Raw genomic sequence first — 21,983 nt, forward strand, 5'->3', positions numbered from 1 at the left:
CCCCACGTCGTCCCCCGCCACCTGACAGGAAAAAGTCCCCGTGCGATTCCTCCTGCTCTCCCTCCTGTGCCTGGTGCCCGGCCTCGCGCGCGCCCAGGCCGAGGAACTCGAGAACCCCGGCACCGTCTCCGCGGTGCAGGACCGGCTCTACCGCATGCACCACGAGCTCTCGCTCGGCGTGGGCGTGCTGCCCGCGGATGCCTTCTACAAGGGGCTCATCGGCACCGTCGGCTACACGTACCACTTCAGCGACAGCGTCGCGTGGCAGGTGGGCCGCGGCACGTACAGCTACAACGTGCAGACCAGCCTGCGCCGCCAGTTGGAGCGTGACTTCGACGCCGCCCCCACCGCCACCGCCTTCGAGGACCAGGTGCAGTGGATGGTGGGCTCCGACCTCATGTGGAGCCCGCTGTACGGCAAGACGTCCTTCCTCAACTCCAACGTCATCCACTTCGAGGTCTTCCTCCTGGCGGGCGGCACGGTGGTGAAGGTGGACCGCAGCGACGGCTTCCGTCCCGCCGTCAACCTGGGCCTGGGCGTGCGCATGTTCTCCAGCCAGAACGTGTCCTTCCGCCTGGACGTCACCAACAACACCGTCTTCGCGGGCGCGTCGCGCATCATCAACGTGCCCACCGTGCAGATTGGGACGGCCTTCAACTTCGGCGCCACGGAATGACGTCCCGCCCGCTCATCGTCGCCGCGCTCGCCAGCGCCGCGCTCCTCGTGTCCCCGACGGTCGCCCGCGCGGCACCGGACGCGGGCACGCTGCCCATGCCACCCCCACCGGCCGCCAGCGCGAAGGCCCCAGCCGCCGCCACGGACGCGGGCACAACCGGTCCCACGGACGCGGGCACCGCCGCTGGCACGCCCGCTCCCGCCAAGGCCGCCGTCGCGGAGGCGCCTCCGCCCCCGCCGCAGAAGGTGCCGCCAGAGACCTTCGACAACGCGCTCAAGGCCTACTTCGACGGCAAGCCTCGCGACGCCGCGGGCCCGCTGTACGCGTGGCTCCAGGCAACGCCGCGCACGGACGACAACTACGCGTGGGGCCAGTACTTCCTCGCGCGGAGCCTCATCGACCTGGGCCTCACGCACGCGGGCGCGACGTACCTGGCGCGCATCGCGCGTGAGCGCTCCAACCCCAACGTGCTGCCTCGCGCGCTGGACGCGCTGAAGGGGCTGACGGACCGGCCGCACGACGAGGTGATGATCGACGAGCAGGTCTTCGGCGCGCTCGACCTGGGCTTCCTCCCGGACGAGACGGGCGCCTACGCGCACTACCAGCAGGGCCTGGTGGACCTGCGCGTGGGCAACGAGCGCTGGGCGAACACGCACTTCTCCAAGCTGCCGGAGACGAGCGCGGAGGCCAGCCGCGCGAAGTTCGCGCTGCTCGTCACCCGGCTCAAGCAGGTGAAGGATCCGCCGGAGGAGATGGTGAAGGACTTCCTCGGCCTGTCCCAGGACGAGAAGCTCACCCGCGAGGCGCGCAACGAGGCGGCGCTCGCGGTGGCCCGCCTGCGCTACGAGAAGAAGGACTTCCCCGGCGCGCTGGAAGCGTACGGCAAGGTGAAGCTGCCGGAGCTGGACCCCGGCCGCGCCAGCCTCTACCTGGAGGAGGCGTGGACCCGCTACAAGCTGGGCGAGCTGCGTGCGTCGCTGGGCATCCTCACCACGCTGGACGCGCCGTCCTTCCGCGATGAGTTCATGCCGGACAAGTACCTGCTGCGCGCGCTCATCTTCCGCGACCTGTGCCACTACCTGCCCGCCAAGCGCGCGGCGAAGGAGCTGACGCGCCGGTACGCGGACTCGCTGGAGTCCGTTCGCAACCGCGAGGACCTGAGCCAGGACGCCCGCCTGCGCCGCGCCGCCAACGCGCACGGAGGCACCCAGCGCGCCGCGAAGTTCGTGTCGCTGCTGGACCTGGAGGGCGAGCGCCTGGGCCGCTATGCCGGCAGCTTCGGCGACCGGCTCTTCGGACACCTGACGCGCGTCTACGACTTGTCCCACGCGGAGGCCGTGCGCGTGTACGACGCGCGGCTGCAGGACGCCGTGCGCCAGGAAGCGGACACGCTGCTGCGCGCCGCCGAACAGGTGCGCCTCATGGAGTACGAGGTCGGCCTCAAGCTGTACGAGCGCGTGAAGAAGGGCGCGCAGGTGGTGGCGGCGCAGGAGGAAGAGCTGCTGTCCCCCGCGCAGGTCGCCTTCAAGTTCGACAACGAATACTGGAACGACGAGCTCAAGTCCTACCGGGTCCGCATCGAGAGCCGTTGCATCGAGGAAACCCCATGACCGGCCCGTTCACCGGCCTCATCACCGCCGCGCTGCTCGCGGCCGCGGCCCCTGGCCCTGGCCGTGTCGGGCCCAACACCAACCCCATCGTGTCCAAGGCGAAGGAGCGCGAGGAGCTCGTCGCCAAGCTGAAGCGCGACATCTTCAAGGTGGACCGCGCCATCGGCGAGACCGAGAAGCTCATCTCCAAGAGCCGCAACGCCCCCTACCTGCCGGACCTGCAGTTCCGGCTGGCGGAGCTCTACGTCGAGAAGAGCCGCTACGTTTACTACCTCCAGGCGGAGACCCGGCCGGAGGGCGCTACCGGCGCCATCGTCTCTCCGGAGACGCGCCTGATGAAGCAGAAGGCGGTGCAGATGTACTACCGCCTGCTGCGCGAGTACCCGGACTTCAAGGACGGGGACCAGGTGACGTTCTACCTGGCGCACGAGCAGCGCGAACTGGGCCAGTTCGACGAGATGCTCAAGACGCTGGGGGACCTGACGCGCAAGTTCCCCAACAGCCCGCTGCGCCTGGAAGCCGAGCAGATTCTCGGTGACCACTTCTTCGACAAGGCGGAGCTCGTCGAGGCGGAGAAGCACTACCAGGCCATCCTGGAGCTGCCGCCGTCGCCGGTGCACGACCTGGCCCGCTACAAGATGGGCTGGATCCGCGTGAACCAGGCCAAGCACGCGGAGGCCGTCACGTTCTTCGAGGCGGCGGCCGCCAGCGCGCCCCTGCCCGGCGTGGACGTGAAGAAGGCGCTCAACGTCAAGCGCGAGGCGCTGCTGGACCTGGTCTACAGCTACACGGAGGCCAAGCCCCCCAAGGGCGCGCTCAACTACTTCGAGAAGCTCAGCGAAGGCCGCGCCACGTACGCGCTCGCGCTGGACAAGCTGGGCAACCGCTACTTCATCAAGCAGCAGTACGAGTGGGCCATCCCCACGCTGCGCAAGCTGATGGAAGTGCAGCCCGACCCTGAGATGGACCTGGAGCGGAGCCAGAAGCTGTACGACTCGCTCAAGGCCGCCAAGGGCAAGGTGATGCCGGAGCCGGAGGACATCCGCTTCCTCGTGCGCGCCGCGGTGCAGAGCAAGACAGACCCGGAGATGTCGGAGTCCGACCGCAAGAAGCAGCTCGCGGAGACGGAGGAGATGGCGCGCGACCTGTCCACGCAGGTGCACCTGGCCGCGCAGAAGGCGGACTCGCGGGACCTGTACCTGAAGGCCGCGGCCGCCTACCGCGAGTACCTGGGGCTGTTCCGGCCGGACCAGTACGTGCGGCCCATCATGAAGAACCGCGCGGACGCGCTCTTCGCCGCCAAGGAGTTCCCGGAGGCCGCGCGCCAGTTCGAGGAGCTGGCCCGCTACGAGGACAAGGCCAAGGACGGCAAGGCCGTGGACACCGCCATGTACGGCGCGCTCCTGGCCCACTTCTCCACGCTCAAGCCGGAGGAGGCGCAGAAGCGCAACGCCTTCGAAGTGGCGGACGCTCGGCAGGCCCTGAAGCTCCTGGGCGCGAACTACGTGTCGCGCTACCCGCAGAGCCCGCACGTGCTGGACGTGAAGTTCAACATCGCGCGCGCCTACTACGAGGACGGCGATTACCCGAAGGCGGCGGAGCTGTTCACCGCGTTCGCGCTGGCGCACCCGCAGTACAAGGACGCGCCGGTGGCGGGCAACCTGGCCCTGGACAGCCTGCGGCAGGTGAACGACTTCAAGAAGCTGGACGAGACGGGCCGCAAGTTCCTCGCGTCCTCGCTGCCGTCCAACTTCCGCGGTGAAGTGCAGAAGATCCTCACGCAGAGCAAGGCCGAGGCCCTGGACGAACTGGCCCTGCAGAGCGCGCAGGAGACGGGCGACGTCATCGAAGGCCTGATGAAGGTCGCGGACGAGAACAAGAACAGCGACATCGGCGAGAAGGCGCTCTACGGCGCGTTCACCGCCGCGCGCGAGAAGCGCGACCTGCCGCGCGAGCGCGAGCTGGGCGCGAAGCTGGTGCAGTCCTACCCGAAGAGCCAGTACCTGTCGGACGTGCTGCTGACGCTGGGCCGGCACGCGGCGGAGGCGGCGGCCTTCAACGAGGCGGCCGGCTGGTTCGAACAGGTGGGCCAGAAGCTGACGGGCGACCTGGCGTCGGTGGACGGCTGGATGGCCGGTGCCCGCCTGCGCATCGCGCTGGGTGAGTACAAGGAAGCGTCCCGCAACCTGGAGACGGCGTCGGAGGCCGCGGGCGCGCGCAAGGGCGAGGTGCTGTCGCTGCTCGCCGAGACGCGCCTGAAGCAGAAGGACTACTCGCGCGCGAAGACGGCGGCGGAGACGGCGCTCAAGCTGGACAAGAACAACGTGGCCGCCGCGGCGGTGCTCGCGGAGGTGCAGGCCACCACCGCGCCCACCGCTCCGCCGGACGCGCTCATCTCCACCCTCACCGCCGCGGTGCAGGGCCCCAACGGCCAGACGGAGGAAGCGGCCAAGGGACTCTGGTACCTGGGTGAGATTCTGTACCGCGGCTACAAGGACCTGCCCGCGGACAAGGTGGAGGAGAAGGTCGCCGCGCTCCAGGCCATGGAGGGCGTGTACACGCAGGCCGCGTCGCTCGGGTATCCGGAGTGGGCGGTGGCGTCGCTGTGGAAGATTGCCCTGGCGTACGGCCACATCGCGGACGTGGTGGACCAGACGCCGGTGCCCGGCGGGCTGTCCGCCGCGGAGACGAAGCAGTTCCAGGACGCGGTGAAGCAGCAGGTGGGGCCGCTCAAGGCCCGCTCGGACGAAGCCTTCAAGGCGTGTCTGTCCCGCGCGGAGTCGCTGGAGGTCTTCAACGCGGCGGTGGTGGGTTGCCGCAGCCGCACGGACGTGGCCGCGCTGCCGGTGCCGCAGCCGGCCGCGCCCACGCAGCCCGCGGCGCTGGAGGACCTGCGCAAGAAGGCGGAGAAGGTGCTCACCGCGGAGGCGCTGGAGGCCCTGGGCATGGGCTACCTGGACGCGCACCAGTACGGCATGGCGCAGCTGACCTTCGGGCGCGTGACGGAGCTGCAGGACACGCGCGCGTCCGCGCACGCGGCGCTGGGCTGGGCCATGCTCAACCTGGGGGATGCCATGGGCGCCCGCGAGGCGTACGCCAAGGCGCTGGAGGCGGACCCCACCTACGACAAGGCCCGCCTCAACCTGGCCGCGCTGCGCTGCCGCTTCGGCGACACGGACGGCGCGCGCCGCGAGCTGGCCGTGCTCAAGGACATGGGCACGCTCAACGGTCCGGACGTGGACGCGGGATGGAAGGCATGCAAGTGAGCGCGCCCTTCCGCCGCATCGCCCCGGTGCTGTTCGCGCTCGTCGCCACCGCGTGTGGTGACGAGGGCGGCAAGCTGGAGGGCAGCGTGACGGAGCTCATCGACCTGCGCTACCAGCGCACGGAGGCGGCCCTGGCGGAAGGGACGCTGGCGGTGAGCTTCGTCAGCACGCAGGGCAGCGGGCAGGACGTGGTGTTGAAGGTGAGCGCGCGGGTGGCGGACATGCTGCCGGACAACGAGTACGCGGGCTCGCTGGACATCGACCTGGCGCAGGCGCTGGACGACGGCTCGCAGCGGGGCAGCGTGGACCGCAGCGTGCTGGACGAACCGGTGCGTCCGTTTCCGCCGCTCGTGCGCGGCAACCTCTTCGTGAAGTCCCTTCCGAAAAACACCGGGGACCGGGTGTCGGGCGAGTTCAGCGTCACGTTCACCAACGGCACCGACGTCTACTCCGGCCGGACCATCTTCAGCCGTTTCGAGGCCATCGCTCCATGAAGCGCCACCTGCTCCTCAGCCTGTCCCTCCTGACCGCCGCCTGCGGCCCGAGCTACGGCATGCGCGTGCCGGACGCGCTGGTGAAGAAGCTGCCGTACGAGACGCGCATCGAGCTGCTGGAGGCGGAGAACGACCTGGCGCTGGCCATCGACCGGGTGGACGAGGCGGACAACGAAGTCAACCGCGCGCGAGACAACATCCGCCGGGCCAAGTCCCGCCAGGAGGCCGCCGAGGACGAGGAGGACCGCGCGCAGGACGCGTCCTCCCGCGAGGTGGCGCAGCTGGCCATCGCGGAGTCGGAAGCCCGCGTGGAGTACCTGCGCGCGCACCAGCGCCTCAACGTGGGGCTGCGCGAGGTGGAGAAGCTGTCCCTGCGCTGCGCGTTCGCCCGCTTCGAGCTGGCGCGGCTGACGTCGGCGCGCAAGGCGAAGGTGCAGGGCAGTGAGCGTCTGGAGCCGAAGGACTTCGAGCAGCAGGTGTCCGAGTGCGAGGCCGCCGTGAAGGAAGAGCGCGCGAACCTCGGGGGGGACACGAAGGAAGCGCAGACGGCGAAGGAGGCGTGGGAGGCGAAGAAGGCCGCCCTGGCCAAGAAGACCTTCGACGCGCGCGCCAGCCCGTACGTGGAGAACCTGTGATGACGAAAGCCGGAGTCCTCCTCCTCCAGTTGTTGACGGCCCAGGCTCCCGCCCCGGAGGCACCTCCGCCGGAGAAGCCCGCCGCGCGCGCGGACAAGCTCCCGGACGACCCGGACGCGCTCTACAAGCTGGGCACGGCCTTCCTGTCGCAGAACCAGGCGCGCCGCGCGGTGGCGCCGCTGACGAAGCTGGTGGGGCTCACGCCGGACGGCGTGCCCGCGAAGGTCGCGCTGGCGCGGGCGCTGCGGCTGTCCGGTGACGTGCCCAAGGCCAAGGCGGTGCTGGACGCGGCGCTCGCGGCCTTCCCGGAGGAGGCCACGCTGCGCTCGGAGCGCGGCCTGCTGGCGCGCATCCAGGACGACACGGACGAGGCGATTACCCAGTACTCCGTGGCGACGGAGCTGGCGCCCAAGGACGCGGAGCTGCGCTTCAACCTGGGCGAGGTGCTCCAGCGCGCGAACCGCACGGATGACGCCATCGAGGCGTACCGCGAGGCGCTGAAGCTGGACGGCGCGCTCCAGGTGGCTCGGGTGAACCTGGGCAAGGCGCTGGCGGAGAAGGGACTGGCCGCGGAGGCGAAGGAGACGCTGCGCGAGGCCATCCGCCAGAAGGACAGCGACGCGGAGGCCCACTACAACCTGGGCGTCGTGCTGATGCGGGAGAACGACGTCACGGGCGCGTTCTCCGAGTACCAGGCGGCGCTGAAGGCGGATCCGAAGCACGCGCGCGCGCAGAACAACCTGGGCGTGGTGCTGGACGGCCAGGGCAACGCGCGCAAGGCGGCGGAGGCGTTCCAGAAGGCCATCACGTTGGATCCGAAGTACGCGGAGGCGCACTTCAACCTGGGGCTCGCGTGCTTCCAGTTGGGGGAGAACGCCCGGGCGACGAAGGCCTTCGAGAAGGCGCTGCTGCTGGAGCCCCGCCGCGCGAGCGGCCCGTACACGCAGCTGGGCCAGCTGTACCTGGCGCAGGGCAAGAAGACGCAGGCGGTGGCCGCGTTCCAGAAGGCCATCGAGAAGAGCGCCGACGACGGCAAGAAGACGACGGAGTCCTACCAGGGCCTGGCGCGCGCGTACCTGGAGCTGGGCAAGGTGGACGACGCGGTGGCCACGCTGAAGACGGCGGTGGAGACCTTCCCGGACGAGCCCGGCGTGCGCGCGGGCTACGGCGACGCGCTCAAGGCCAAGGGCGACCTGGAGGGCGCCATCGCGCAGTACTCGGCCTGCGTGAAGCTCCAGCCCACGGTGGAGAACCGGCTGATGCTGGCGGAGGCGTACGCGAAGAAGCACGTGGGCGCCCAGGCGCGGCCCCTCTACGAGGCCGTGCTCCAGGAGGATCCGAAGCACCGCGCGGCGAAGCTGGGCCTGGCGGACCTGCTGCTCGCGATGGGCGACTACGCGGCGGCGGAGAAGCTGCTCACGCCCGCGCCAGGCGAAGAGGCGGAGACGGCGGCGCTGGCGCGGCTGGGCATCCTGCACTCGCGGCGCGGCCGGCCGGACCTGGCGGTGCCGGAGCTGGAGGCGGTGGTGGCGAAGGACCCCGCGCAGTTGGAGGCCCGCGCGGAGCTGGGCTTCCTGTACCTGCGCGGCGGCGACGAAACCAAGGCGCTCCAGGTGCTGAGCGACGTGCTGGCGGTGGAGCCGCGCAACTCGCTGGGCCTGCTGTACCTGGGGCACACGCTGTACCGGCAGGGCAAGTTGCCGGAGGCGGAGAAGGCCTTCCGGGGCGCGTCGCAGGTGGACGCGAGCGCGGGCGAGCCGCACTTCGCGCTCGCGCAGCTGCTGGAGGCCACCAACCGCAAGCCCGAGGCGAAGAAGGAGTACGAGGCCGCGGTGCAGTTGCAGCCGGACCACGCGGACGCGAAGACCGCGCTGCGGAAGCTGGCCGTGGACGTGCCGTAGTCGCGGCGGGAGCGCACCGCACGAACCTGTCCGACAGTCGGACAGGTTGGGCCCGTGCTCTCTAGTCCCGGGCTCGCATGAGGCTGTCCGGGAGCGAGGGCCCCGTGGGCGCGGGCCGCGGTGACTCCGTGAGCGTCCGGCCGAAGTGGTAGCGCGCCTCCGCGTGGACGCCGAAGTATTCGCCTCCGGCGCTCGCCAGCAGCACGAGGTCGTCATCGGGGCGCCCATCCGCGGGCAGGCCCAGGGTCCAGGGCACTTCCCGCGTCTCCCCGTCCAGGACGATGGGCGACTTGGGGCCCTCCCGGAGAATCGTTCGCGGCGGCACGAGCAGGGAGACCTCCACGGGCGCGGTGAAGCCCGGGCTCCGGTCCAGCCGCGCGACGAGCCGCACCGTGTCCGCGCTGGCATCCACCACCCGCCAGGAGACGTGCAGCGGCGCCGGGATGCGCGCCGTGGCGGGGAGCACCGTGGGCCGTGACGCAGGGCTGTCCGTGGCCGTGGCGTCGTCCTCCGGGCCTCGCGTGAGCACCGTGGACGAAGGGGTTGTCGCCGCATCCCTGACGTGTGGCTTCGCCGGGACAGGCCGCGAGCCCTGACGCACGCGCGACTTCACGTCCCACGTATCCATTCCGTACGCGGGGAGCGCCACCGACCGCGCGGACGCGAGGAGCGTTGGAGAGGACGCGTGGACGGGCTTCTCCTGCGCCTGAGGAGGTGACTCGGAAGGCCTTGGTGGCTTCTTGCGCCGCACCCGGTCCACGCCGGACGCCATGCCCGCGGAAAGTGCTCCAACGAGCGCCAATGCCAGCACGGCCCCCGCCACGCGTTTGCGCATCAAGGGACGCAGGAGGTTCAGGGTCGTGGACCGTCGGCTTCGCTGCATCGGACGAGGGAGCTTCATGGACACAGGGGCTCGTGGCTCGGATACGGGAAGGCGGTGGCGGGTTCGGTGGCGGCGTCGACACGGGTGCTCGGGAAGCCCTGGCACATCAGCGCGTCCAGGAAGTCCGCGAGACACGGTGAGGACCTGCCCGTGTCCACGACGTCCGTGAGCGCGCCCTTCTCATCCCGCGTCCAGGTGTGTCGCGTGTAGCCGCGCGCCCAGGGCGCTCGGTTCATCGAGGGCGCGGCGAGCGCGTCGTAGAGGGGCTGACTCGACGGTGTACCGGCGGCCGTGCGGTAGAGGATGGCGGCCACCTCGTTCTCGTCCACGGGCTGGAGCAGGCCATCTTCGGCGCGGGGCCGCGTCCACGGGCTCACCGAGGAGGCTCGCGCGGACAGGTCCACCCAGAACAGCGTCCCGCCCTGCCGGTCGAAGTAGCGGGGACTGCGGCGCGCGTCCGCGCTGAACCACGTGGCCCAGCCCTCGCTCCATGCCTGTCCCGGGAAGGTGGGCACGCCCACGTAGTGCGACCCGCCCTCCTCCGGACTGGTGCCCCGGCTGGCCATCACCCAGTGCCCCAGCTCGTGCATCACCATCGCGTCCGACCACCACGCCGCATCCGAGTCCCCCGGCAGCCACACCTGCGCGTCCCAGCTTCGGCCCACCGCCGTCACCGGCCACGGCGCGAAGCACGCACCGCAGGACCAGGTCGTCCCGAAGCCCAGCCACGCCACCACGGGCAGGCCGTCGCGTCCGCCGTAGCGCTCGCGCATCTGGCGCCAGGCCGTGCCCAGCACGTCGAACACCGCCGCCGCGCCGGAGCCTTCAGACTCGGCGAGGGTGAACGCAGGTTGTTCGGACAGCTCGCGCGTCGTGCGCGACCAACTCCAGATGCGGGCCGCGTCCCCCGGCACCGCCTTCACCGACTGCGCGCCCGGCAGCCCGGGGTCCGCCACCGCGTAGGCCACCGCGCCGTCCCGTCCACGGCCAGCGGCGTACACGACCACGCGGTCGTCATCGCCCAAGGAGGACGACACCTTCAGCGTGAAGCGGCCGGCGTCATCCGTCACCTGCGAGTCGAGCACCTTCGTGCCCTGGAACGACACGATGAGGAACCCGCGAGCAGGCACCGGCTCCACGTCCAGCGTCCACGCGCGGAACTCCGCATCCGGGAAGCGGCGCGCGTAGAGCACCGTGCCGCTCAACGTGGGCCCGGGTCTGCCGCAGAAGCCCCGACCGGGCGTGGCTTCGCAGGCCACGTCACAGGCCCGCGTGGACCACCGGCCATTCGTGCACACCTGCAACGCCCGGGACTCCGTGCACCGCGAGACGCCGTCGACACATGCCGTACCTGAAACGCAGGCGACCTCCGGCGATTCGACGCAGGTCGTGTCCTCCGCGCAGTCCTCCCGGTGCACTGCGCCATCGACGCAGCGCTCCAGCACGCGAGGCCCCAGGCACCGTGACGGCGCGGGGAGCTGATCACACGCGAGCGCGGGCCGGACGGCCTCTTCAGGCAGGGACGTGACACAGGCCGCGCAGGCCGCGCCCTCGCAGTCCGCGGCACAGGGCGTCAGCTCCGCCCCCGGGTCGCAACCCGCGAGCGCCAGCGCCACGAGCGCCCAGCACCACACCCAGACCCCGCGTCCCACCAGGAGGAAACCTCGTTCGAGCCAGCGCCCCACACCGGGGCCGGATGCGAGCGTGAGGACAGCACGCACGACTCAACGTCAGGCAGAGCCAGGAGGACGACGGCCCCCCTGCCCGCTCGCCCTACCCGCCGCGCCACGCACAAAGCTGTTCGACTGTCGGACAGGTCCGGCCGACGAAACAACGAATCATACAAGGTGCATGTCCATGAATGAGGCGTCCAGCCGTCGCCGCTTCTTGTCCACGGCCGCATTGCTGGGCGTTGGAGCCACGGCAAGCCACCCTGTTGCCGCGGCCCCCAAGGCGGCGCCCAAGTCAAAGCCCGCGGAGGTGAACGCCACCGAGGACCTGATGCGCGAGCACGGCATCATCCGCCGCACGCTCCTGGTCTATGAGGAGATCGCTCGCCGCCTCGACCTTCGTGAAGAGAAGGCTCCCGTGGAGGTGCTCGCCCAGGCCACCCGCCTCATGCGTCGCTTTGGCGAGGCCTACCACGAGAAAACGGAGGAGACAGAGGTGTTCCCCCGGCTGGTGAAGGCGGGCCAGCAGAAGGAGCTCGTTCAGGTGCTCATCGAGCAACACGCCGCAGGGCGCAAGCTCACCGAGTCCATCCTCGCCGCGACCTCAGGCCGCGACGCACTCACGCAACCCCAGCCAAGAGCCGCGGCTGCGCGGCAGCTCAACCTGTTCATCCGCATGTACGGGCCGCACGCCGCGCGCGAGGACACGAACCTGTTCCCCGCCTTCCGCAACCTCTTCGACGAGAAGCAATTCAACGAACTCGGCGAGCGCTTTGAAGCGCAGGAACACCGGCTGCTGGGGAGCGATGGTTTCGAGAACGCGCTCAAGGAGGTGGCTCAGTTGGAGCGCGCGCTTGGGATCCACGACCTCGCCCGGTTCACGCCCTCGGAGAGGTAGGGGCCGTGCGCTCAAGGAACGCGGCCAACAGCGCCTTCCGCTCCTCTTCATTCAGCACCCCATCCAGCGCGGGGAACAAATACGTCTCCTCGCGCAACGAGTGGTGGTGCTCCAGATGCTTGAACGTGCTCTCCATGTCGAACACGCGCAAGACCGCGCGGCGGTAGTCCGGAGCGCTCGCGTCCAGCGCGTCCACGGCCTCCTGACACTTCGCCAGCAGCTCCCGCATGCGCTGGTGCTCGCCGGTGAAGAGTTCTGGCGCGGCGCCTCGGATCCTTCCGGCGCGCGGCAGCTCCGGCAAGAGCAGCGCCTCCTCCGCCTCCAGGTGCCGCGTCAGCTCTTCGCGGTAGCGCGCCAGCCGTTCACGCGCGGCGGGCAGGTCCATGCCCATCAGCGCTTCCTGGTGCAGGAGGAACAGCTCTTCCAGGTCGCGGTGGAGCGCTCCCAGGCTGACGAAGTCGGTGGGCGCGGCCATCAACGCCCTTCAGTGCACCTTGTCGTCGCGCACGTGGGCCTCGCGGGCCACTCGTGGACGCGGCGTCACCATGCGGGCCACTCCGGAGTAGAGCTGATCCTCCGTGTAGACCTTGCGCACGCGACGATGCGACGCGCGTGGGTGGTAGGCCGGGCCCGGGCGCTCCAGCCACTGCAGCACCCGCACCTCGCCCGAGTGCGCCAGGTCCGCGAGCAGCGCCTCCGGGCACAGCTTCAGGTAGCGGCGCACCAGCGGCCGCAGGCGGCGCCCGAACTCCGTGCCCAGCTTCGCGTGGCGGCGGCCCGCGTGCAGCGTGCCATCGAAGCGAAGCGAGATGTGGAAGAGCTCGTGCATCAGCGTTTCCAACCGCGACTTCGCGGTGGAGCCCCGGAAGAAGAGCGGGCGCAGCGTGATGCAGTACAGGATGCGGCGGCCCCGGATGCGCACCTCTGGCTTGCGCCGCCCCGCCTTGTCGATGCTCTTGCCCCCCTTGAAGCACAGGGGCTTCACCGTGCCTCGCGACGCGCGACGGGCCTCGCCTGCCACCACCAGGATGCGGCCCACCTTCACGTGGTTGAACTCGGGCATGCGCGCGGCGATGTCCCGGATGAGGGAGCGCAGGGTCCGGTTGAAGTTGGGACGTCGGGGAGCCACGGTTGGTGGACAGTCTAGCGGAAATCCCCTTGGGACTGGCCCCTGGCCTCCCCAGAATGTCCTTTGTGAATCGCTCGACCTGCCTGATGGCCCTGGTGTCCGCGCTGTTCGCCCTTAACTCCGGGTGTGCTTCCGCCCCCGTCCGCTCCGGGGGCCCCCCTGCCCTGACGGCCCAGGAGACCGCCGTCGTCTCCCAGGGGCTCACCGACGCCTCCGTGCGCTACACCGGACAAATCACCGGCACCGCCAACGGCGTCGTGGAGCGCGCCGACTATGAGCTCGTCGCCGACGGGCAGGTGGTGAAGACGGGCTCCACGAAGCTGGGGGTGCCGTTCGCGCCGGGAGCGCCCGCGGACTTCTCCATCGAGGAGAAATCCGCCTACGTGAAGAGCCCGGAGGACCTGGCCCGCCTGAGCGCCCAGGGCGGCACGGTGCTCATCGCGCTGCGCGGCACGCTGGTGGTGCGCTCCGGCGGCAGCGAGGACTCCCTGCCCTTCGCCGCCAGCCGCGCCGTGCGCGTGCCCCGGCTGCCGGAGGTCATCGTGGAGAGCCTGGACGCGGCCCGCTATTCGCCGGAGGAGGTGCAGATCAACCTGCGGCTGGGCGTGCGCAACCCGAACCCGTTCCCGCTGCGGCTGGACTCGCTGACCTACCAGGTCGCCATCGCGGACAAGCCCCTGGAGGAGGGCACCACCGCGCAGGCGGACTCGGTGGATGCGTCCGCCACGGGCGTGTACCCGGTGGAGGTGGCGGTGACGGCCCAGTCCTGGGGCCCGGGCGTCAAGGCGCTCATCGGGAAGGGCGTCCTGCCCTACAGCGTGAAGGGCGAGCTGAAGGGCCCCATGTTGCAGGTCCCCTACTTCCTCAAGGGTGACGTGAAGCTCAACGTGTCCCGCTAGACTGGCGCGCACGCGTGCCCATCTACCTGCTGAGTGACGACGAGCCGGAGCTGTTCCCCCCACCCGCCAAGGCGGACAAGAGCGGCCTGCTCGCGGTGGGCGGCGACCTGCGCCCGGAGCGGCTGGTGGCCGCGTACTCGCAGGGCATCTTCCCCTGGTACAGCGAGGGCCAGCCCATCCTGTGGCACTCGCCCGACCCGCGCTTCGTGCTGGAGCCGGAGAAGATTCACGTGGGCCGTTCGCTGCGCAAGGTGATGAACCGGGGCACTTACACGGTGCGATACGACACCGCGTTCCCGAAGGTCATCGACGCGTGTTCGCGCGTGCACCGGCCGGGGCAGGACGGCACGTGGATTACCGACGCGATGAAGCAGGCGTACATCCGACTTCACGAGTTGGGGCTGGCGCACTCGGTGGAGGCGTGGGACGGCGAGGTGCTGGTGGGCGGGCTGTACGGCGTGTCGCTGGGCGCGGCGTACTTCGGGGAGAGCATGTTCGCGCTGGCGCCGGACGCGTCGAAGGTGGCGTTCGCCACGGCGGTGGAACGACTCAAGGGGTGGGGCTTCCAGCTCATCGACTGTCAGGTGGAGACAGAGCACCTGGAGCGCTTCGGCGCGGAGTCCTGGCCGCGCAAGCGCTTCCTGACGGCGCTAGAGCGAGCGTTGAAGGAGCCCACGCAGCGAGGGGCGTGGACGGAGTAGACTTCACCGGATGGACGTCCACTACACCTGGATTGGCCCCCCTCCGACGGACCGCAACCGCGACATCACCGCGCCGAAGGCGCTGGCGACACGATGCGCGGGACAGAGCGTCAAAATCTATTTCTGGTGCCTGGACGCGCACGTCGCCACCTACGAGCGGGACTTCGCCGCGCACAAGAACGTCACCGTGCGAGGCATGCAGGCGTTCCTGACGAAGGCGGGCACGAGGGCGTATCGCTGGTACTACTGGTACCAGGAGTCGGACGACTGGGCCGTCGCGGCGATGACGGACATCCTCGACTGGGGCCTGGCGCTGGCGACGCCGCCCTCATACCGGGCCTTCGTGAAGGACGCGTGGTCGCTGTTCCTCATGTACACGTGGGGCGGCTACGTGCTGGACGCGGGTGTGGGGCCGCAAGGCGGAGGCACGTTCGCCCTGCCGGAGCCGCAGGCCTTCATGGCGCCGTCGCTGACGAGGGACGACGCGCTGATGATCCGCCGCTTCCAGCTGTCACGGCTCACCGGGTGGCAGGCGGAGGGCGACGTGACGTTCAACGAAAGCCGCGCGGATGAAGTCTGCGAGGCGATGAACTACGGCGCGGCGGACGACGGCGAAGGAGAGATGTGTCCCCAGTTGGAGGTCTGGATGCTGGGGAGCCCGCGCTACTCCAAGGGTGCCTGGGCCGCGCTCAAGCAGTACTGCGTGGTCTGGAAGGAGATGCAGCAGAACAACACGCTGGTGAGCACGACCGCGCCGCAGGTGTTCCGCTACCTCATCGCCGGCTCCGTCTACAACGGGCTGACGCGCACGCAGAAGGGCGGCGTCCAGGCTCCGCACGGCGCGCTCTGGTACTGCACGGACAACAAGAACGGCACGGTGGATGTGCCGGACCTGAAGCTGCGCAAGACGTACCACGGCTCCAGCGCTCAGTAGCCGGGCTGCAGCTGAAGCTCGTATCGCACTTGGACACCCGACTTCGCGAGGATGACATCCATCAGCCTCGCGGCAGTCACGCTCGCTTCCGCGGCAGAGACAGCATCCACGCGGAAATACACCTCCTCGACCCCGCCATTCTGCGGGCCGACACAACCGCTATCGAGCACGACCTCGTCAAGCGCTTCAAAGACAGACTGCCGCTCCGCAGCGATCAGTGGGCGCGACAAGTCGGCGTAGACGGACCAATTCATCCACGGGCCTCCCCCAGCGGTATCTCCGGGAAGGCTCCGCTCCACACCTCGCGGATTGCTTCCACCACCTGGGGCCCGTTCCCGGTGGCGGTCTGCTCCCAATAGGGGAAGTGCGCGAACACGGCCTCATGGTTCGCGGTCACCTCTGCGTGGAAGTCCATCCCGTTGTACCCGTGGATCCCAATCAGGGTCTTCAGTTGGGTCCGCGCATTCTGCCCACGCAGGGAGAAGGCCTCTGGAATCCTGCCCGTGAAGTGAGGACCAAAGTCCGCGGCGATCACACGAATCCGTCCCTGGATGTGATCGTTGAACGCATCCAAGGCCTCGGCCAGAACCCAGAGTTCCTGGTGCATCCGGGCACCGACCTGCTGGACCTCGAATGAGGCCGCGTGGGCATCCTCCACGTCGAACGCCGTCACGTAGCCGGCGCCTTCGGGGCTCTTGGCGTTCCAGTCCCGGCTGATCTGCCGGGCATAGGGCTCGTTGAGCACCGGGTAGAAAATGGGCTGCTCCGGCAGGCGCGGTGGAAAACGCCGCATGCCCGACCGGTAGATCAACAACAACTCGGCAAGCCCGACGGGACGATAGAGGCGCATGACGAACCTTACGATGTGACGACTGACTTCTGGACCACTTCACGCGAACGACACTGCCTCCAGGTCGTCTTCCGTCAGGGTCGCTTGAACGACGGGCCTGCCTTCGGCATCGATGAACTCGACCTCGAAGGCGCGCTTCGGGACCTCGAAGACCTCGATCACCGCGCCGACCATCCCCTTCGTCACGCGCTGCGCAGGAACGTCCCTGATGACGCGGACTGACTGGTGCATCGAGATCATGGCGTCACTTCACGACCCGCGTGGGGAGTTCGGAAAGAAACCACTCGGAGTGCTGGGTAGATCTGCAGGTCTTCCACGGGGAGAGCCTCTTCCTCGGCAATCCGAAACCGTGGACCGAGCCGGGCGACTTGGGTCTCCATCTCGTCGAGAAGCGACAGCACCTGATCGTTCACCAACTCTTCGAATTCCGTGAAGAGCGACACGAGGCTCGGTGCAGCGCCGCTGAGGTCGATCTCTCCCGACCAAAGGCTTCCCTCGGCTGACACGCTTACCCTGCCGATGAGGTTGCCTTGCGCGTCGACCAACTGCCCTTCGAGCCTGGAGCTTGCCATCGCTGAACACCTCAAACTGGCTACTCGTAGATTCTCGCCGCCTCCAACATATCGACGGTCAACTCCCTTCTGGACCGCTTCACGCGAAAAACCCCTGGATGCTGACAGCAGCGTCCAGGGGCTTCGGCTTCACAGCCTGAGCGCGGCTACTTCTTGCACGGAGACAGCGTGCGCTTCGCGTGGATGAGGTCCTCTTCCGTGGGACTCCCGTACCGCACGGCCTTCGGCGCGGCCTTCAGTTTCTGGTAGTCGTACGCGTAGAGCACGCCCATCTCCCGGCTCAGGATGAAGCGCGGGCCGCTGAAGTCCCAGAGTCCTCCGAAGAGCTGGCCTCCCGGCTTGAGCGGCGTCAGCGCCGTGCTCTCCCGCCCGCGCACGAACAACATGGACAGGTCGTCCGTCGCCCAGTTGCACGGGTTGCTGCCGTTGCGGTGCAGATAGGACACCGTCAGGTCGAACGCGCCCTCGCCCTCTTCGCCCGTCACGCCGAAGTACTCCCACAGCCGCGCGCACTCCGGCGCCGCGCAGTCCTGCGGCGGGATGTGCTCCGCGTAGTCCGGGGGAATGCCGTCTGACTCCTTGCCCGTGTGGCTCCGGTTGGGCCGGCGCAGCACGCACCCCGTGGGCTCGTCCTTCTGCCGGAGCGCGACGGGCGTGCCCGCGAGCCGTCCGGGCGGCAGCACTTCACACTCCATCGCCAGCTCCGCCATCAGGTACGTCTGGCGGTCCTCGTCCGTCCCCATCCGCACCGCCCAGTACGCGATGGGCGTGCCCTTGCACGCCTTCGACTTCTCCTTGCCGAACACCCAGATGGGCGCCTTCGTCGTGTCCAGCGCGCCCAGCTTCTTCGACTGGTCCATGGGCACCGGCTTCACCCCGGAGCGGCTTCGCGCCCCCGCCTGGAAGAACTTGTCCTTCGAGGGCGGGATGATGGCCTGGTGCACCAGCCAGCCCAGCCGGTCGATGCCCACCTGTCCCATGGGCGTCATCGGCAGGAACTCCGGCTTCACCGGGCAGCCCCGGTCTATCTCCGGCAGGTCCACCACCACCGCCGAGCCGTCATCCTCATCCACCTGCGCCCACGCGGCCCCCGGCCCAACCGTCAGCGCCAGCACCAACGCGAACCCCGCGCACTTCACTCCGTTCGTCATTCCGTCGGACCTCCACCCACGGTCATACCGCAAGCGGATGCCCTCCGGCGCGCCCTCCGAAGTTCAGCGCGGCTTCTTGGGCGGAGCCTTGCGCTTCACCGGCGGAGGCGGCGCCGGCGGCACCCCGGCATCCCCCGGCACGTCCGACACCGTCGCGTCGAGCGCCTCCTGCTTCGCGGCGTCGTCCGGCTTCGGCGGCGCCTCCACCTCCGTGCGGTCCTCCAGCGGCACCCGGCCCACCGCGCGGTTGAACAGCTCCCACAGCGCCTTGCGGTGCCCCTCGCGGTCCGTCTTCCCGGACAGCACCAGCCCCGCGCCGCTGTAGCGCACCGTCAGCCCCGGCGGCATGCCCGCCTCGAAGTCCTCCAGCTGCGCCTGGAGCTGCGGCACCGCGAACGTCAGCTCCAGCTCCTTCGCCAGGTACGCGTGCGTCTTGAGGAACGTGCGCAGCGCCAGCCGGCACGCGGTGTCGTTCACCGTCGCCGTGAGGCTCCGCTCCACGCCTTCCGTGGCCTTCAGGTCCGGGCACGCCTTCCTGGCCGCAGCGAATTCGGATCCGGTGTTCTGCAGCTCGATGGGGCCCACCATCACCCGCCACACCGCGAAGCGGCCTTCCGCGTACAGCAGCACTCGCGCGATGCCGGCGGCGTGGGGCGTCAGCAGCAGCTCGCCGCTCTGGGGCAGCGCCTCCGCCGTGACGACGTTGGGCGCGTCGGACTCCGCCCAGTCCACGGCGGTGAGCTTCTGGAAGGTCTCCTTGCCGGGCTCCAGCGTCAGGGCCTGGTCCACCGGCCAGGCCAGGGCCGCCGAGGGCGCCGCCAGCGCGCCCAGCAGTCCGCCAATGACGTACATCCGACGTCCCCGCATGGTGCCTCCCGCCAGGGTGGTATGCCCCTCTAGCACGGGATAAGAACGGACCCCTATGCCTACCTGGACCCTCTGGGTCGCCTGCCTGGCCCTCTGCTTCATGAGGTCCCTGGTCGCCGCCGCGGAGTCCGCGCTCTATGGGACGTCCGACCTGCGCGCCCAGGAGCTCGCGGAGGAGAGCAAGAGTGTCGCCGCGCGCCGGGTGCTCCGTCACAAGACGGACCGCGAGCCCGCCGCCACCGCCCTGCGCCTGGGCATGGTGCTGTCCGGCTTCCTCGCCGCCGCCATTGGCGCCTTCGTCCCGCCGCGCCTTCTGGACTTCAGCCGCTACGCCGAGGCCACCTGGGTGCCCATCGCCACGGTGTGCGCGGGCGCCCTCTTCGTGGGCGTGCTCGCCAGCCTCATGGAGGTGACGCTGCGCGGCCTGGCCAACGGCAACCCGGAGCGCTGGGCCCTGCGCCTGTCGGGCCTGGTGTCCCTGCTGGTGACGGTGCTCTACCCGCCCATGCGCATCATGCTGGGCCTGCTCAACCTGGGCGCCCGCACCATGGGCCGCACGCTGCGCTTCGAGCCGCCGCCCCCACCCCTGGAGGAGCTGGAGAAGCTGCTCGCCGCCCAGGCCGCGCGCAACGAGGTGGACAAGAGCGCCCCGCAGCTCATCCGCTCCATCTTCGAGCTGTCCGACAAGCGCTGCCGCGACGTGATGGTCAACCGCACGGACGTCATCTCCGTGGACGTCACCACCCCGCCGGATGAAGTGCTGCGCATCCTGGCGGAGGAGAACCACTCGCGCATCCCGGTCTACAAGGATGACGTGGACCACATCGTCGGCGTGCTGCACGCGCGCGACCTCATCCCGCTGCTCCAGCACCCGGAGCTCATCGTCCTGCAGGACGTCATCCGCCCCGCCCACTTCGTGCCGTGGATGAAGCCCGTGGGCGACCTGCTCCGCGACATGCAGAAGCGGAAGATCCACATGGCCATGGTCGTCGACGAGTACGGCGGCTTCATGGGCGTCGTCACGCTGGAGGACATCCTCCGCGAAATCGTGGGCGACATCGGCGACGAGTTCGAGGTGGAGGAGAAGCTCGTCGAGAAGATGGCCGACGGCAGCTCGCTGGTGGACGCCGCCATGGAGGTGGATCAGTTCACCAAGCTCTTCGGCTTCCCGCTGCCAGAGGGCGACTTCGACACGCTGGGCGGCTACCTGTCCTCGCTCGCGGGCCACCTGCCGGACGTGGGCGAGCGCTTCACCTACAACGGCTGGCAGTTCGTCGTGGCCACCAAGGAGGGCGCCCGCATCGACCGCGTGCGGATGTCCCGCCTCAAGAGCGTCGCGCCCGGCCTCCCGGACGGCCAGGGAGGCTCGCCGCGACAGGCCTCCGACTCCAGCTCGGCTCCGGACGCGAAGAGCTGAAAGCTCACTGCGCCGGGCTGGACTCCCCGCCCGGCACCCACGCGAGGTCCAGCGAGCGCGTGTCCCGGAAGGGCGCGCGCCGCTCGGAGCCTCCGAAGCGCAGCACCACGCCGCCCTCCACCCGCACCACGTGCGAGCCCGGCTCCGGACGGCCGCCGCCGCGCGCCACGGCCAACGGGAAGTAGACCTCCAGGGGGACTTCGCCCTTGCCGTCCAGGGGCACGCCCATCACCTGCTCGCCCGTGGCCACGCGCCGTCCGTCCACGCGCAGGTCGAAGTCCACGCGGGTGAGCGTGGCCGCGTCCGAGGACGGGTTCCCCACCTGGAGCTTCAGCGTGAGCGCCCCGCTGCCGTCGCGCGTGAAGGCCACGTCCATCGCCTCCACCCGCACCGCCTCGTCGTAGGCGCGCGGCCGGAAGGGCACCACGCCCAGGCAGCCGGACAGGCAGGAGATGCCGGCCAGGCCCAGCCCGAGCACCGCCCGGCGCGAGCGCATCAGCCGCCCAACAGAGGCTGCAGCGCCTCCACCGTCAGGGGCCAGCTCGCGCGGCGCGCCAGGACCTCCAGCGCCTTGATGAACTCCCCCGCGGACTGGAAGCGGCGGGCCCGGTCCGCGAACAGCGCCTTGCGCGCCACCCGCGCCGCGTAGTCCGGCAGGTCCGGAGACAGCGTGGACAAGAGCGGCACGCGCGCGTCGCGCACCTGGTGCATCAGCTGCGCCTCGTTGTCGCCGGTGAAGAGGCGGCGGCCGGCCCACAGCTCCCAGAGGATGACTCCCACGGCGTACAGGTCCGTGCGGGCGTCCACCGCCTGCCCCAGCACCTGCTCCGGGCTCATGTACGGCAGCGTGCCGCGCAGCGCGCCGGAGTCGCCGCGGATCATCCCCTCGACCTCCGCCACGCCGAAGTCGGTGAGCTTCACGTCGCCCTGGACGCCCAGGAGCACGTTGGCGGGGTTCACGTCGCGGTGGACGATGGTGGCGCCGTTCTCCCCCACCTTGGCGCGGTGGATGTAGTCCAGCGCCTTGAGGATGCACCACGCGATGTAGCAGGCGGACTCCGGCGGCATCGCGGCGCCCGCCTTGAGCAGCAGCTCCTGCATGTAGCCCAGCGTCCGGCCACTCACGAGTTCCTGCACCATGAGGTAGTCCGGCCCGGCGCGGAACAGCCGGAACGTCCGCACGATGTGCGCGTTGCGCAGGCGCACCGTCAGCTTCGCCTCGTCGACGAAGGCCTTCACATACGCGGGGTCGTTGCGGAAGGACGGGTGCAGCCGCTTGATGACCACTTCGTCGGGCTCGCCCGGGGAGCGCTGGGTCGTCTCACGGGGACGCGCCTGATACACCTCGGCCATGCCTCCGACCGCAAGCCGGCCGACCACTTCATAGCCACCCAGGTCCGGAGCTTCCGCCACGGGGCCAAGATTAACGC

The 21,983-nt window shown here is 69.8% G+C and carries 23 protein-coding genes; 11 read left to right on the plus strand and 12 right to left on the minus strand.

What is annotated here, in order from left to right:
- The first annotated feature begins 40 nt into the window (after positions 1-40).
- The 6 genes from D7Y15_RS18900 to D7Y15_RS18925 are packed head-to-tail and all read left to right on the plus strand — an operon-like array spanning position 41 to position 8,582.
- The gene (locus D7Y15_RS18900) at positions 41-676 is read left to right on the plus strand and encodes an outer membrane beta-barrel domain-containing protein (RefSeq protein ID WP_120576595.1); all 636 of its coding nucleotides are present in this window, start codon (positions 41-43) and stop codon (positions 674-676) included.
- On the plus strand, positions 673-2,286 hold the full coding sequence (locus tag D7Y15_RS18905) for a hypothetical protein (RefSeq protein ID WP_120576594.1): 1,614 nt from the start codon (positions 673-675) through the stop codon (positions 2,284-2,286). The genes D7Y15_RS18900 and D7Y15_RS18905 overlap by 4 nt, the downstream gene beginning before the upstream one ends.
- Positions 2,283-5,552, plus strand: coding sequence for a tetratricopeptide repeat protein (locus D7Y15_RS18910; RefSeq protein ID WP_120576593.1), 3,270 nt, complete (start codon positions 2,283-2,285; stop codon positions 5,550-5,552). The genes D7Y15_RS18905 and D7Y15_RS18910 overlap by 4 nt, the downstream gene beginning before the upstream one ends.
- The gene (locus D7Y15_RS18915; RefSeq protein WP_233605011.1) at positions 5,543-6,046 is read left to right on the plus strand and encodes a hypothetical protein; all 504 of its coding nucleotides are present in this window, start codon (positions 5,543-5,545) and stop codon (positions 6,044-6,046) included. Before D7Y15_RS18910 ends, D7Y15_RS18915 begins: the two co-directional genes overlap by 10 nt.
- Positions 6,043-6,681 carry a hypothetical protein gene (locus tag D7Y15_RS18920; RefSeq protein ID WP_120576591.1) on the plus strand — a complete coding sequence of 213 codons (639 nt, stop codon included), beginning with the start codon at positions 6,043-6,045 and terminating at the stop codon, positions 6,679-6,681. The genes D7Y15_RS18915 and D7Y15_RS18920 overlap by 4 nt, the downstream gene beginning before the upstream one ends.
- A complete protein-coding gene (locus tag D7Y15_RS18925) occupies positions 6,681-8,582 on the plus strand; it encodes a tetratricopeptide repeat protein (RefSeq protein WP_120576590.1) in 1,902 nt (633 codons plus the stop codon). Before D7Y15_RS18920 ends, D7Y15_RS18925 begins: the two co-directional genes overlap by 1 nt.
- A 61-nt stretch (positions 8,583-8,643) precedes the next feature.
- Here D7Y15_RS18925 and D7Y15_RS18930 read toward each other — a convergent pair whose 3' ends face one another.
- Both D7Y15_RS18930 and D7Y15_RS18935 read right to left on the minus strand, forming a co-directional pair.
- Positions 8,644-9,465 carry a hypothetical protein gene (locus tag D7Y15_RS18930; RefSeq protein ID WP_121753468.1) on the minus strand — a complete coding sequence of 274 codons (822 nt, stop codon included), beginning with the start codon at positions 9,463-9,465 and terminating at the stop codon, positions 8,644-8,646.
- Positions 9,466-9,479: 14 nt separating this feature from the next.
- Positions 9,480-11,117 (minus strand): hypothetical protein, encoded by a 1,638-nt coding sequence (locus D7Y15_RS18935; protein WP_120576588.1) that lies wholly within the window; start codon positions 11,115-11,117, stop codon positions 9,480-9,482.
- Positions 11,118-11,322: 205 nt separating this feature from the next.
- Here D7Y15_RS18935 and D7Y15_RS18940 point away from each other — a divergent pair, with 205 nt between their 5' ends.
- The gene (locus tag D7Y15_RS18940) at positions 11,323-12,033 is read left to right on the plus strand and encodes a hemerythrin domain-containing protein (protein WP_158629071.1); all 711 of its coding nucleotides are present in this window, start codon (positions 11,323-11,325) and stop codon (positions 12,031-12,033) included.
- Here the strand turns inward: D7Y15_RS18940 and D7Y15_RS18945 are convergent.
- Together D7Y15_RS18945 and D7Y15_RS18950 are read right to left on the minus strand one after the other, a co-directional pair.
- Positions 12,014-12,508, minus strand: a complete 495-nt coding sequence (locus D7Y15_RS18945; RefSeq protein WP_121753470.1) for a hemerythrin domain-containing protein — start codon at positions 12,506-12,508, stop codon at positions 12,014-12,016. The two genes, D7Y15_RS18940 and D7Y15_RS18945, sit on opposite strands and share 20 nt — an antisense overlap.
- A gap of 9 nt (positions 12,509-12,517) precedes the next feature.
- Positions 12,518-13,162, minus strand: a complete 645-nt coding sequence (locus tag D7Y15_RS18950; protein WP_121753471.1) for a hypothetical protein — start codon at positions 13,160-13,162, stop codon at positions 12,518-12,520.
- Between the two features lie 56 nt (positions 13,163-13,218).
- Between D7Y15_RS18950 and D7Y15_RS18955 the strand changes: the two genes are divergently transcribed.
- Genes D7Y15_RS18955 through D7Y15_RS18965 form a run of 3 tightly spaced genes read left to right on the plus strand, consistent with a single transcriptional unit; the run spans position 13,219 to position 15,696 of the window.
- On the plus strand, positions 13,219-14,061 hold the full coding sequence (locus tag D7Y15_RS18955) for an LEA type 2 family protein (RefSeq protein WP_169821730.1): 843 nt from the start codon (positions 13,219-13,221) through the stop codon (positions 14,059-14,061).
- Positions 14,062-14,075: 14 nt separating this feature from the next.
- Entirely contained in the window at positions 14,076-14,762 is a 687-nt protein-coding gene (gene aat / locus D7Y15_RS18960; protein WP_120576583.1) for a leucyl/phenylalanyl-tRNA--protein transferase, read from the plus strand.
- A gap of 10 nt (positions 14,763-14,772) precedes the next feature.
- A complete protein-coding gene (locus D7Y15_RS18965; protein ID WP_121753472.1) occupies positions 14,773-15,696 on the plus strand; it encodes a hypothetical protein in 924 nt (307 codons plus the stop codon).
- Here the strand turns inward: D7Y15_RS18965 and D7Y15_RS18970 are convergent.
- From D7Y15_RS18970 to D7Y15_RS18995, 6 genes are all read right to left on the minus strand, one after another.
- A complete protein-coding gene (locus tag D7Y15_RS18970; RefSeq protein WP_121753473.1) occupies positions 15,690-15,950 on the minus strand; it encodes a hypothetical protein in 261 nt (86 codons plus the stop codon). The two genes, D7Y15_RS18965 and D7Y15_RS18970, sit on opposite strands and share 7 nt — an antisense overlap.
- Positions 15,947-16,546 (minus strand): hypothetical protein, encoded by a 600-nt coding sequence (locus tag D7Y15_RS18975; RefSeq protein ID WP_121753474.1) that lies wholly within the window; start codon positions 16,544-16,546, stop codon positions 15,947-15,949. Before D7Y15_RS18975 ends, D7Y15_RS18970 begins: the two co-directional genes overlap by 4 nt.
- 39 nt (positions 16,547-16,585) lie before the next feature.
- Positions 16,586-16,786, minus strand: a complete 201-nt coding sequence (locus tag D7Y15_RS18980; RefSeq protein WP_121753475.1) for a DUF4926 domain-containing protein — start codon at positions 16,784-16,786, stop codon at positions 16,586-16,588.
- Positions 16,783-17,118, minus strand: a complete 336-nt coding sequence (locus D7Y15_RS18985) for a hypothetical protein (RefSeq protein ID WP_121753476.1) — start codon at positions 17,116-17,118, stop codon at positions 16,783-16,785. Before D7Y15_RS18985 ends, D7Y15_RS18980 begins: the two co-directional genes overlap by 4 nt.
- Before the next feature lie 146 nt (positions 17,119-17,264).
- Positions 17,265-18,269 carry a hypothetical protein gene (locus D7Y15_RS18990; protein ID WP_120576579.1) on the minus strand — a complete coding sequence of 335 codons (1,005 nt, stop codon included), beginning with the start codon at positions 18,267-18,269 and terminating at the stop codon, positions 17,265-17,267.
- 63 nt (positions 18,270-18,332) lie between these two features.
- Positions 18,333-19,136, minus strand: coding sequence for a hypothetical protein (locus D7Y15_RS18995; protein ID WP_121753477.1), 804 nt, complete (start codon positions 19,134-19,136; stop codon positions 18,333-18,335).
- 55 nt (positions 19,137-19,191) lie between these two features.
- On the opposite strand from D7Y15_RS18995, the gene D7Y15_RS19000 reads away from it, so the two are divergent.
- Entirely contained in the window at positions 19,192-20,553 is a 1,362-nt protein-coding gene (locus tag D7Y15_RS19000; protein ID WP_120576577.1) for a hemolysin family protein, read from the plus strand.
- 4 nt (positions 20,554-20,557) lie between these two features.
- On the opposite strand, the gene D7Y15_RS19005 is transcribed toward D7Y15_RS19000, so the two are convergent.
- On the minus strand, positions 20,558-21,049 hold the full coding sequence (locus tag D7Y15_RS19005) for a hypothetical protein (RefSeq protein WP_121753478.1): 492 nt from the start codon (positions 21,047-21,049) through the stop codon (positions 20,558-20,560).
- Complete coding sequence (locus D7Y15_RS19010; RefSeq protein ID WP_120576575.1) at positions 21,049-21,966, minus strand: serine/threonine-protein kinase; 918 nt, start codon at positions 21,964-21,966, stop codon at positions 21,049-21,051. Before D7Y15_RS19010 ends, D7Y15_RS19005 begins: the two co-directional genes overlap by 1 nt.
- Positions 21,967-21,983: the final 17 nt, after the last annotated feature.

The organism is Corallococcus sp. AB030, from assembly GCF_003668965.1.
Taxonomy (GTDB): domain Bacteria; phylum Myxococcota; class Myxococcia; order Myxococcales; family Myxococcaceae; genus Corallococcus; species Corallococcus exiguus.